Genomic DNA, 11,342 nt, shown 5'->3' on the forward strand with positions numbered 1-11,342 from the left:
GTAGAGACCATTTGCGGTGCGGCCAAGAAGCATTTTCTAGTCGTATCCTTTTTTGTAGTTCTGGAACCGTCTTGAGCGATTCTTATTTCCCCTCAGAACAAGTCTAGTCGTCCAGCACCCAGGTATCCTTCGTACCTCCACCTTGACTGGAATTGACCACGAGCGAGCCCTCTTTCAATGCGACACGCGTCAGACCGCCAGGTGTGATGCGTATGCGGTCAGACACGAGCACGAATGGCCGCAAATCCACATGGCGCGGCGCCAAACCTTTTTCGGTCATGATCGGCGTTGTCGAAAGCGCGAGCGTTGGTTGTGCAATGTAATTTTTCGGGTTGGCCTTCAGTTTAAGAGCGAAGGCTTCGCATTCCTTCTTGGAAGCCGCCGGGCCGACGAGCATCCCGTATCCGCCGGAGCCGTGAACCTCCTTGACCACGAGATCAGAAAGGTTTTCGAGCACGTATTTGAGCGTGTCCGGTTCCGAGCAGCGATGCGTCGGTACATTCTCCAAAATAGCCTTGCGTCCGGTGTAGAATTCAACGATCTCCGGCATATAAGAGTAAAGCGCCTTGTCGTCCGCGATCCCGGTGCCTGGCGCGTTGGCAATAGTGATGTTCCCCGAACGATAGACGTCCATGATCCCGGCCACGCCGAGCGCTGAATCGCGCCGGAAGGTGAGGGGATCAAGGAAAGAGTCATCGACTCGTCGGTAGAGCACATCGATGGCGCGGTTGCCTTCCGTCGTCCGMATGACGACCTTACCGTTCTCAATCTTGAGATCGCTCCCCTCGACGAGTTCGACACCCATCTGATCGGCGAGAAAAGCGTGTTCGAAGTAGGCGGAGTTGTAGATGCCTGGCGTCAGCACCGCGATGGTGGGCGTACCCTTGCAGCCGGGCGGAGCAACCGCAGCCAATGATTGCCGTAGCAGCTTGGGATATGTCTCGACGGGACGCACCTTGATCTGCTGGAACAGTTCTGGAAACAGCTGCATCATCGTTTCGCGGTTTTCCAGCATGTAGGAAACGCCCGAAGGTGTCCGCGCATTGTCTTCCAGAACGTAGAACTGGTTCTCTTCCGTCCTTACGATATCAACGCCGATGATATGTGTGTAGACGTTTCCCGGTGGTCTAAACCCGACCATCTCCGGCAAATAGGCATCATTGTGGGTGAAAAGTTCACGTGGAATGCGGCCGGCGCGGATGATCTCCTGGCGGTGATAGATATCATCAAGAAACGCGTTGAGCGCCATGACACGCTGCTCAATGCCCTGCGACAGGCGGCGCCATTCATTGCCGGTGATGATACGGGGGATGATATCGAATGGGATGAGGCGTTCGGCGGCTTCCTCGTCGCCGTAGACTGCAAATGTAATCCCGGTCTTGCGAAAAACGTTCTCGGCATCAAGCGACTTTTGAGCCAACCGCTCGGGATTCTGCGTATCGAGCCAGCATTTTAGCTGTTCATATGGCGGGCGCACTTCTCCGCCTGTTTTGATCATCTCATCAAATGGCTTCACTCAAACCCCCTTCATGTAAGCGTATTCAAGCGGGTTCAGCAAAAAATGCAAGCACATTCCATTGTTGAGAAATGGCTCCGGAAGCACGGCTCAAAAATTAGGCAACTACAAAGCGTTTGAGGCACGCGCAATACGATTTTCGTCTAATGCGTGAGCTCGCGTTTGCTATTTTCAAAAATAAAAAGGCCCGCCTACCACTGGTAAACGGGCCCTGGAATCATGTTGTCAGGTTTAATATGGCGATACGCATTGGCGACGGGGGCCGTTGTTGGGCTGATATGTATTGTCATAGGCCCTGTACGACCGATAGCGGTTGTAGCACCACTGTGTATGCGCACTGCCGGTGCGATAGACCGGACGAGGCGCAATGGCGCTCCCCACTATAACACCGGTACCAAAGGCGGCCAGTGGGAACCAGGCTCCGTTATAATATCGATAGCCCGGACGATAGTAATTGTATCCGCGGTGTCCTCTGTACCAATACCTGTCGCCGCCATAGTAGCGGCCGCCGCGATAATAGCGGTCTCCACGATAGTAACGATTGCCGTTCCAGTTTCGGCCGCCGCGATAATGCCGCCGGTACTGAACTTGCTCGATATTGGCGCTCGTGGTTTCGATACTCAACGGCGCAAGCGGCGCCGAAAAGGCGGGCATCGGACCGACCGAAGTCAGCCCCGCCGACATCGCAAGTGCGGCAAGCATTGAAGTTAGTTTCCTCAATTTTTCCTCCTGAAATCCCGGGACGGATCCCGTTTTCAATGTAAGAGCAAAAAAACCTCGGATGGAAGGCTAGTCCTCAGCCCAACATCTGCAGCTGGTTAACGTGCGGATAAAAAAATCGTTCCAATTCAGACGGTTCAAGCGTTAACTGCACCTATCAAATCGTCTGCAAGCTTTACCTTCAACTCACGATAGTGTGAGATGACCCGGCTCGGCTCATAGGTTGCAACCGGTAGATCCGAGTAGCCGAAATCCACGGCAATTACAGGAATTCCTGCGGCCTTTGCCGTGTTGATATCCGTTTGGCTGTCACCGATCATCACAGCGCGCTCGGGATCGCCGCCAGCCTTGCGGATGGTTTCAACCAGATGGCGCGGGTCAGGCTTTCGGAAGGCGAAAGTATCGGAACCGCAAATCGCACTGAATCGCGATGATTGACCAAGACCGGCCAGGAGGTTGACAGACAGGCCTTCAAACTTGTTGGTGCAGACCGCCAGCAGATAGCCGGCGCTCGACAAGTCTTCCATTGCCTGTTCGGCGCCCTCATAAAGCGCGGAGTGTCCGGGCATGTTGGCACCGTAATGTTCGATGAAGATACCGACCAGCCAGTCAAGTTGTTCTGGGCTCAGCAGCTTTTGCTGGGCTTCGAATGCTCGTTCAATCATCACGCGTCCGCCTTGTCCGACATAGCGGCGCAGCGTAACCGGATCGACCTTTTGCAGGCCTGTTTCACCAAGGCAATGGTTGAGACTATCGAGCAGGTCGGGGGCGGTATCCACCAGAGTTCCGTCAAGATCAAATACGACAATGGGTTTGGACATTTATGTTCCTGTGGCATCCGTAGCCGATGGCGAAAACAGCAGCAGAGTTGCTGGTTTCGTGAGGTGACCTTCCCACACTGAAGTATAAGGTGGGTTCAAAATCAAGCCACGAGCCTTGACCCGGTCGCCTGACGTGGTAGGGAGCAACCAGTGTCGACTCAAAGAAACGGCAAGTCAAAGCTACAAGAGGGCGCACCACCATGGATGCCAAATCGCTGAAGATCAAAGCGGCTGCGGAAGCCCTGACCTACGTCAAGGATGGCATGCGCCTTGGAATAGGGACAGGTTCGACCGCCGAGGAATTCGTGCGGCTCTTGGCCGGCAAGGTCGCGTCTGGAATGAACGTTATTGGTGTACCCACATCGGAACGCACTGCGGCTCTCTGCCGCGAACTCGGTATCAAACTCAGCACTCTCGAAGAAACACCGCAGCTGGATCTTACGATCGACGGCGCCGACGAGGTCGACTCCGACCTCACATTGATCAAGGGCGGCGGCGGCGCCTTGCTGCGGGAAAAGATCGTCGCGGCCGCTTCGAGTGAAATGATCGTGATTGCAGACGAATCGAAGCTGGTGAATATGCTGGGCGCCTTTCCCTTGCCTATCGAAGTCAATCGTTTTGGGCTTGCAGCCACGAAACTTGCCATCGAGCAAGCCTCTCGCAGACTTGGACTTTCAGGTCCTGTTACATTGAGGATGACGGGAGACGAAGCATTTGTTACAGACGGCGGGCATTTGATCCTGGATGCATCTTTTGGCCGCATTCCGGATACAAGAGCTTTATCGAACGCTCTGCACGCCATACCTGGCGTGGTGGAGCATGGACTTTTTCTGGGGCTGGCGCGCGTGGCCATTTTGGCCGGTGCTGACGGTGTCAGAACACTGCGGAGTAGTGAAGCAGACGCACTTTGAATCCTGCGCAAAGCCTTCTGAAAATCAAGGGTGATTTTTGGGTTATGCGTGACAACGTCGAAAACGGAGCGATAAATTCATGAACCGAGCAACTGGCTTCCGCCGCTTGATTGCACCTTTGGCCGTCGTAATCATGCTTGGCGGTTTCAGCGCCGCTCAGGCGCAGGATACGAACACCAACAATAACATCACCCCGTCGCATCTGGCTGCCGCCCGGGCTGCTATTTCGGCAATCAAAGCAACGGATCAATTCGACTCGATCCTGCCTGGCGTTGCGCAGCAGCTTAAGGGTGAGTTGATCCAGAAGGATCCAAACCTTGAGTCGATCATCGGCGCAGCCGTTGACGAACAGGCCCTGGCGCTTGCAGCACGTCGTGCCGATCTCGAAAATGAAGCTGCCCGCGCCTATGCAGTGTCGTTCAGTGAAGAAGAGCTGAACGCAATCACTGGGTTTTATAATTCCGAAGCGGGCAAGAAGCTTTTGTCGGAAGGTCCGATCGTTACGCGCGAGGTAATGAAGGCCGCTGGCATCTGGCAGCGCGGCATCGCTCGCGATCTTGCCCAAGCCGTCGCAGAAAAGGTTGTTGCGGCAGCGGCTGCAACCGCGCCTGCCCAAGCTCCGGCGACGCCCGCGCCAGCTCAACCAAAGAAGCCTTAAGGATACTTTCGATCGACATTATGCAAAGCCCGGCCGTTAGCCGGGCTTTGTTCTTTTAAGTGGCCAAGATACAACCCATATAAGCGCTGCTCATCAGATTCGGAGTTTTTGCACCATGCCAAGCTATGATTATGACCTTTTCGTCATTGGGGGAGGGTCGGGCGGTATACGCGCCGGAAGGCTGACTGGCGCCATGGGCAAGAAAGTCGGGCTCGCTGAAGAATACCGCATGGGCGGCACCTGTGTCATCCGTGGCTGTGTGCCGAAAAAGCTTTTTGTCTACGCGTCGCAGTTTTCCGAACATTTCGAGGCGGCGGCCGGTTATGGCTGGAGCGTTGGAGAAACCAGGTTCGATTGGCCGACGCTGGTTGCGAACAAGGATCGGGAGATCGGGCGGCTAGAGGGCCTTTACCGGCAGGGGCTCGACAATTCGGACGTCGAGATTTTCGACAGCCGCGCGGTGCTTGTCGACGATCACACCATCGAAATCCTCAAGACCGGTCAGCGGGTGACGGCTGACCAGATCCTCATCGCAACCGGTGGGCATCCAAACCCGCATCCGGCTTTACCGGGACACGAATTGTGCATCAGCTCCAATGAGACATTCCATCTCGAACAATTGCCAAAGGCCATCATTATCGAGGGCGGTGGCTATATCGCAGTTGAGTTCGCCAATATCTTCCATGGTCTTGGTGTCGATACGACGCTGATCTACCGCGGCAAGGAAATCCTGTCGCGCTTCGACCACGATCTGCGGCAATTGCTGCACGCGGCTATGGTTGCCAAAGGTATCCATGTCCGTTGCGTGGAGGTCATCGAGGAAGTGAAGCGCCAGCATGACGGCAGGCTAGGCGTCCGCCTTTATTCGGGCGATGGACTTGTTGCGGATCAGGTCATGCTGGCCATTGGCCGGGCACCAAACACGAAATCGCTGGGCCTGGAAGAGGCGGGTGTCGAACTCGACGAACTTGGCGCAATCAAGGTCGACGAATATYCGCGTACGAGCAAGGCGAACATCTGGGCTGTAGGCGACGTGACCAATCGTGTTCAACTGACGCCGGTCGCCATTCATGAGGCCATGTGCTTTATCGAGACGGCGTTTAAAAACAATCCGACCAAACCTGACCACCGCCAGATCGCGACAGCGGTTTTCTCGCAACCCGAAATCGGTACCGTGGGATTGACCGAAGAAGAGGCAGCCAAGGAGTTCAGGGAGATCGAGGTGTACCGTGCTCTTTTCCGCCCGATGCGCAATACGCTGTCCGGCGCCAAGGATAAAATGCTCACCAAGCTGATTGTCGATGCTGCCAGCCGAAAAGTCATTGGTGCGCATATCTTGGGGCCCGATGCGGGTGAAATGGCTCAACTTCTGGCCATTCCGATCAAAGCCGGCTGCACCAAGGATGATTTCGACCGTACAATGGCAGTGCATCCTACTGCTTCAGAAGAGTTGGTGACCATGTATAAACCAAGCTATAGATTGGTGAATGGCGAACGGATCGATGGGTGAAATTGAAGTCCTTGCGAAGAGCGGCAAACTTGTCGCTTATTTCGCTTATGGGTCGCTGGTAAACCGCCATACGTTGCGAACCAATATCGTTTACGCCATGCCTGCAAAACTACATGGCTGGCGGAGATTGTGGCGCGCAAGTCCTCGCGAAGCCGGACTTCACGCCGCTCTATTGTCTGTTCGTCGCGACGAAAATTCCAGCGTGGATGGTCTGCTTGTTTTCGATTATCTGGAAAACCTCGCAGCCGTCGATCTGCGCGAGGAAAACTATGACCGCCGCAGTGTCCTGCCTGAACAAATCGAGACTGCAATGCCTTTTCCCGATGGCATGCCAATCTTCGTCTATGAGGCGCACCAATATGTACCAGTTCATCCGCAACCGCCGATGATCCTGCAATCCTATCTGGATGCGGTCATGCAGGGTTTTCTGGTCGAGCACGGTGAGGAAGGACTTCGTCGGTTCCTTCTCAAAACGGAATATTTCAACACACCGATTTACAGGGACCGCCCGTCGCCGACCTATCCGCGCGCCGTCAAGCTCAGCGACAGAGAAATAGACATGTTCGATAGGCTGCTGGAGGAAATCGGCGCGAACTTTACCGATCCTCAGGACATCGATGAAGCGGCCGCCGCGGACGTCAAGTAAGTCTCGTTCCTCATTTCTTACACCCTAATTATATCCGCCTGCAGAGCCACAACGGGATCAGCCGCGCCGGCCGCCAACAGGACTGGTATATCCCACATAATTGGACTATATGAGCGCCTTCCGGTCTGGACCGGATAGTCTCAAACAATCGCTACCAATGTGGAAAGCAAGTAACAGGTGCAATAATGACCAAGAACTGGACACCGACTTCCTGGAGAGGCAAGCCTATCAAGCAGGTGCCTTATTATCCGGACGCTCAGGCTGTGAGCGATGTCGAGGCCCGTCTTCGGACTTATCCGCCCTTGGTTTTTGCAGGTGAAGCACGCAAGCTCAAGAAGCAGCTTGCGGCTGTTTCCAGGGGTGAAAGCTTCCTGTTGCAGGGCGGCGATTGCGCCGAGAGCTTTGCCGAACATGGTGCGGATAATATTAGAGATTTCTTCCGCGTCTTCCTTCAGATGGCCGTCGTGCTGACCTTTGGTGCTTCTCAGCCCATCGTCAAGGTGGGCCGGATCGCTGGTCAGTTTGCCAAGCCGCGCACCTCCGACACCGAAACCAAAAACGGCATCGAGCTCCCGATTTATCGCGGCGACATCATCAATGGCACCGAGTTTACCGAACAGTCGCGCACCCCGGATCCGGCTCGTCAGGAAATGGCTTATCGCCAATCCGCCGCGACGCTTAATCTGCTGCGCGCTTTCGCCCAGGGCGGTTATGCCAATCTGGAGAACGTCAATCAGTGGATGATGGGTTTCGTTGCCGACAGCCCGCAAGGCGAGCGTTACGGCCAGCTGGCACGTCGTATCTCCGAGACCGTCGATTTCATGCGGGCTGTTGGCATCACCGCGGAAACAAATGCGCAGTTGCGCGAGACGGATTTCTACACAAGTCACGAAGCCCTGCTTCTTGGCTATGAGGAAGCACTGACCCGCGTCGATTCGACGTCTGGCGACTGGTATGCGACGTCCGGCCATATGATCTGGGTTGGCGACCGCACGCGTCAGGCGGATCATGCCCATGTGGAATACTGCCGTGGCATCAAAAACCCGCTTGGTCTGAAATGCGGTCCGTCACTGGAAGCTGATGATCTCCTGCGACTGATCGATCTGCTCAATCCTGCGAATGAACCGGGCCGCCTGACATTGATCGCCCGCTTCGGTCACGACAAGGTTGCCGATCACCTGCCGAAGCTCATTCGTGCGGTGCAGAAAGAGGGCCGTGAGGTCGTGTGGTCCTGTGATCCCATGCATGGCAATACCATCACTGCCAACGGCTACAAAACACGGCCATTCGACCGTATTCTGAAGGAAGTCGAGACCTTCTTTGGAGTGCATCATGCGGAAGGAACCTATCCCGGCGGCATCCACATCGAGATGACCGGCAACAACGTCACGGAATGCACCGGCGGTGCGCGGGCGGTTCTGGCGGAAGATCTGCAGGATCGCTACCACACCCATTGCGACCCGCGCCTCAATGCCGATCAGGCGCTGGAATTGGCGTTTCTGGTTGCGGAACTTCTGAAGAAAGAGCGCGACAGCCATCCACAGAAAATGGCCGTCAACGGTTAATCTTCAGGTATTCGTGAAATAGAAGGCGGTCTTTTGGGCCGCCTTCTTCAATTTCAGTAATCAAAGCGTTTGGGCTGGAGTTTTGCCGTTCGAGATTCTATCAAGGTCTCATGGATCCAAAACCCGTTCGCCGAATCCGCTTGTCAGCATCCTTCCGTTCGTTCATTGAGAGTGAGGCCTCCGGCGGCATCATTCTGATGGCGGTCGCGGCGCTGGCACTGATTGTTGCCAACTCTCCCTTGAGCGAAGATTATTTCGGTCTGCTGAAGACTTATGTTGGCGGCCTGAGTCTCCTTCATTGGGTGAACGATGCGCTTATGGCCGTGTTTTTCCTGCTGGTTGGTCTGGAAATAAAACGCGAGATGATCAGCGGTCAATTATCGAGCTGGTCGCGGCGCGCACTGCCGGGCTTTGCAGCTGTCGGTGGTATGGTCGTTCCCGCCCTGATCTTTCTTGCCTTTAATGAGGGTGAGACAGTTCGCGGTTGGGCCATCCCGACCGCCACCGATATCGCCTTTTCGCTGGGCGTTCTGTCGTTGCTCGGGTCGCGCGTTCCGTTGCCAGTGAAGGTGTTTCTGACTGCCCTTGCTATCATCGATGATCTAGGTGCAGTCATCATCATCGCATTGTTTTATTCGGAGGGATTGAACATCCCCGCATTGGCCGGTGTCGCCGCCGTGTTCACAATACTTATGCTGATGAACATGATGGGTATCGTTAGGCTTTGGGCTTACCTTGTGCTCGGGGTGATACTCTGGATCCTCGTCTTTAAATCGGGGATCCATGCGACGATTGCCGGTGTGCTGCTGGCCTTGGCTATTCCCATGCGCGGCGCTAACGGGGAGGCCGATTCGCCGCTGGTCGAACTCGAGCATGCTATTCAGCCGTGGGTTGGCTTTCTGATCGTGCCAATCTTCGGTTTCGCCAACGCCGGCGTTTCCTTCAGCAACGTGTCGCTGTCGAACCTCGCCGATCCGATTCCGCTCGGCGTGGCAGCTGGCCTGTTTGTCGGCAAGCAGATCGGCGTGTTCTCTTTTGCCTGGCTGGCTATCAAGCTTCGTCTGGCCGAACGGCCTGCTGGCACGACCTGGCTGCACATGTACGGCGTTGCCACCCTATGCGGCATCGGCTTCACGATGAGCCTGTTCATCGGCCTGCTTGCCTTTGCGAATTCCCCATTGTTGCAGGATGAAACCAAGCTCGGCGTTCTGCTCGGCTCATTGCTGTCAGCGGTCTTCGGGGCTTTCCTGCTCAGTCTGTCGTCGAAGCGTCCGGCAAAGACGTGAATGCGAAAGGCGGCGCCTGTGGCATCGCTTATGTTTTGTTCTCAACAACGGGGTGAGAGCATGGTGGAGTTGCATCGGGGTTCATGCCTGTGCGGCAGAGTACATTTCGAAACGCGCGGCAAGCTGCGTGGTGTTGTTTACTGCCATTGCTCGCAATGCCGCAAACAGTCGGGCCATTTTTACGCTGCGACGAACGTGCAGGACGATTCGATCGACATTTCCGGCGAAGAAAACGTCAGCTGGTATGAGGCAAGTGAATTTGCCCGCCGTGGCTTTTGCAAGAATTGCGGCTCAGTGCTCTTCTGGAAGCACAATGATCTCGACTATATTTCCGTCATGGCAGGATCATTCGATCAGCCGTCCAGCCTGCATGGAGAAAGTCATATCTTTGTCGAGGACAAGGGCGACTATTACCAGATTGACGATCACCTGCCCAAATATGCAAGGAGTGGCGGCGGAGTCGTGGTAGCGTCCGACGGACAGGATTGACGCGAGCCCAACTCTCCTTATACCTGCCGTAACAACTCGGGAGCGGGCATGCAGCGTCTGGTACTCGCATTCATAAATTCCATGCGTGCGCTGAAGCATCTGGCGCAGCATGAGAAGGCAGTTCAGCAGGAACTTATGCTGTTCATTCTTGCCATTCCCGCTGCGGCCCTCATCGCGCCGACCGGTCTTTCGTTTCTGCTCCTTACGGGATCAGTACTGTTTCTGATCATGATCGAAGTACTTAATACCGGCATCGAGGCCGCCTGTGATGCGGTTTCACTGGATTTTCATCGCGAGATCCAGATCGCCAAGGATTGCGGATCGCTCGCGGTGCTGATCTCGGTTATCCTTGTCGCTACCGTCTGGGTCTATACCGTGTGGAGCGTGTTTTTTTCCTGACCGCTTCTTGATCAAACATTGTTTTTCCACCAACGAAACGATATATGTTCATTATGAGCAAAAATACCGACATTCTCCGTATCGCCATCGCTCAGCTCAATCCAGTGCTGGGCGATATCAGGGGCAATCTGGCAAAGGCACGCGAGGCTCGAGCTGACGCTGCACGTCAAGGCGCGGATCTGGTCCTCTACACCGAGCTTTTCATTTCCGGTTATCCGCCGGAGGATCTGGTGTTGAAACGCGCTTTCATGGACGCTTGCGAGAAAGCAGTTCAGGACTTCGCTTTGGACACTGCGGATGGCGGACCTGGCGTCGTTATCGGCACGCCTCTGAAGCGTGAGTCTGGCCTGCACAACTCGGTCATGGTGCTGGATGGTGGCAAGGTGATTGCCGAACGTTTCAAGGTCGACCTGCCCAATTATGGCGAGTTTGACGAAAAGCGAGTGTTCCAGGCTGGTCCGATGCCGGGCCCGGTGAATTTTCGCGGCGTTCGCATCGGTATTCCGATCTGCGAGGATATCTGGGGCGACCTCGGTGTCTGCGAGACATTGGCGGAGAGCGGTGCGGAAATTCTCTGCGTGCCGAATGGCTCTCCCTATTATCGCGGCAAGGTCGATGTGCGTTATCAGGTCGCGCTACGACAGGTGATTGAGACGGGGTTGCCATTGATTTTCGCCAATCAGCTTGGCGGGCAGGACGACCTGATTTTCGACGGCGCTTCCTTCGCGTTCAATGGCGACAAAAACATTGCTTTCCAGATGTCGCAGTTTGAGGAGCAGTTGATCGTCACGACATGGCGACGCGGCGCAGATGGCTGGACC

The 11,342-nt window shown here is 55.3% G+C and carries 12 protein-coding genes; 9 read left to right on the forward strand and 3 right to left on the reverse strand.

Translation table 11 applies throughout. The annotated features are described in order from the left end of the window. Positions 1–103: 103 nt before the first annotated feature. From ACXJ5O_RS09490 to ACXJ5O_RS09500, 3 genes are all read right to left on the reverse strand, one after another. A complete protein-coding gene (locus ACXJ5O_RS09490; protein WP_457299668.1) occupies positions 104–1,516 on the reverse strand; it encodes a circularly permuted type 2 ATP-grasp protein in 1,413 nt (470 codons plus the stop codon). 231 nt (positions 1,517–1,747) lie between these two features. Then, positions 1,748–2,218 carry a BA14K family protein gene (locus ACXJ5O_RS09495; protein ID WP_457299677.1) on the reverse strand — a complete coding sequence of 157 codons (471 nt, stop codon included), beginning with the start codon at positions 2,216–2,218 and terminating at the stop codon, positions 1,748–1,750. A gap of 155 nt (positions 2,219–2,373) precedes the next feature. Continuing rightward, positions 2,374–3,057 carry an HAD family hydrolase gene (locus tag ACXJ5O_RS09500; RefSeq protein WP_457299669.1) on the reverse strand — a complete coding sequence of 228 codons (684 nt, stop codon included), beginning with the start codon at positions 3,055–3,057 and terminating at the stop codon, positions 2,374–2,376. Between the two features lie 200 nt (positions 3,058–3,257). Between ACXJ5O_RS09500 and rpiA the strand changes: the two genes are divergently transcribed. The 9 genes from rpiA to ACXJ5O_RS09545 all read left to right on the forward strand — a co-directional run. Next, positions 3,258–3,968, forward strand: coding sequence for a ribose-5-phosphate isomerase RpiA (rpiA, locus tag ACXJ5O_RS09505; protein WP_457299670.1), 711 nt, complete (start codon positions 3,258–3,260; stop codon positions 3,966–3,968). 79 nt (positions 3,969–4,047) lie between these two features. Beyond that, entirely contained in the window at positions 4,048–4,626 is a 579-nt protein-coding gene (locus ACXJ5O_RS09510) for a DUF2059 domain-containing protein (RefSeq protein ID WP_271894488.1), read from the forward strand. 115 nt (positions 4,627–4,741) lie between these two features. Continuing rightward, the gene (gene gor, locus ACXJ5O_RS09515; protein ID WP_457299671.1) at positions 4,742–6,136 is read left to right on the forward strand and encodes a glutathione-disulfide reductase; all 1,395 of its coding nucleotides are present in this window, start codon (positions 4,742–4,744) and stop codon (positions 6,134–6,136) included. Continuing rightward, positions 6,129–6,782, forward strand: coding sequence for a gamma-glutamylcyclotransferase family protein (locus tag ACXJ5O_RS09520; protein WP_457299672.1), 654 nt, complete (start codon positions 6,129–6,131; stop codon positions 6,780–6,782). The genes gor and ACXJ5O_RS09520 overlap by 8 nt, the downstream gene beginning before the upstream one ends. A gap of 185 nt (positions 6,783–6,967) precedes the next feature. Next, a complete protein-coding gene (locus ACXJ5O_RS09525; protein ID WP_310070310.1) occupies positions 6,968–8,347 on the forward strand; it encodes a class II 3-deoxy-7-phosphoheptulonate synthase in 1,380 nt (459 codons plus the stop codon). Positions 8,348–8,457: 110 nt separating this feature from the next. Next, positions 8,458–9,633, forward strand: coding sequence for a Na+/H+ antiporter NhaA (gene nhaA, locus ACXJ5O_RS09530; RefSeq protein ID WP_457299673.1), 1,176 nt, complete (start codon positions 8,458–8,460; stop codon positions 9,631–9,633). 60 nt (positions 9,634–9,693) lie between these two features. Beyond that, positions 9,694–10,122: a GFA family protein gene (locus ACXJ5O_RS09535; protein WP_457299674.1), complete on the forward strand. Its 429-nt coding sequence runs from the start codon at positions 9,694–9,696 to the stop codon at positions 10,120–10,122. 48 nt (positions 10,123–10,170) lie between these two features. Continuing rightward, positions 10,171–10,521: a diacylglycerol kinase gene (locus ACXJ5O_RS09540; RefSeq protein ID WP_457299675.1), complete on the forward strand. Its 351-nt coding sequence runs from the start codon at positions 10,171–10,173 to the stop codon at positions 10,519–10,521. A gap of 53 nt (positions 10,522–10,574) precedes the next feature. Then, the coding region (locus tag ACXJ5O_RS09545) for a nitrilase-related carbon-nitrogen hydrolase (protein WP_457299676.1) at positions 10,575–11,342 on the forward strand (768 nt) is incomplete at its 3' end.

Source organism: Phyllobacterium sp. P5_D12 (assembly GCF_054049495.1).

Coding starts and splice junctions, on each gene's coding strand:
- ACXJ5O_RS09510 (WP_271894488.1), top strand. CDS start 4,048: ATGAACCGAGCAACTGGCTTCCGCCGCTTGATTGCACCTTTGGCCGTC.
- ACXJ5O_RS09495 (WP_457299677.1), bottom strand. CDS start 2,218: ATGCTTGCCGCACTTGCGATGTCGGCGGGGCTGACTTCGGTCGGTCCG.
- ACXJ5O_RS09520 (WP_457299672.1), top strand. CDS start 6,129: ATGGGTGAAATTGAAGTCCTTGCGAAGAGCGGCAAACTTGTCGCTTAT.
- ACXJ5O_RS09535 (WP_457299674.1), top strand. CDS start 9,694: ATGGTGGAGTTGCATCGGGGTTCATGCCTGTGCGGCAGAGTACATTTC.
- ACXJ5O_RS09525 (WP_310070310.1), top strand. CDS start 6,968: ATGACCAAGAACTGGACACCGACTTCCTGGAGAGGCAAGCCTATCAAG.
- ACXJ5O_RS09500 (WP_457299669.1), bottom strand. CDS start 3,057: ATGTCCAAACCCATTGTCGTATTTGATCTTGACGGAACTCTGGTGGAT.
- rpiA (WP_457299670.1), top strand. CDS start 3,258: ATGGATGCCAAATCGCTGAAGATCAAAGCGGCTGCGGAAGCCCTGACC.
- nhaA (WP_457299673.1), top strand. CDS start 8,458: ATGGATCCAAAACCCGTTCGCCGAATCCGCTTGTCAGCATCCTTCCGT.
- ACXJ5O_RS09540 (WP_457299675.1), top strand. CDS start 10,171: ATGCAGCGTCTGGTACTCGCATTCATAAATTCCATGCGTGCGCTGAAG.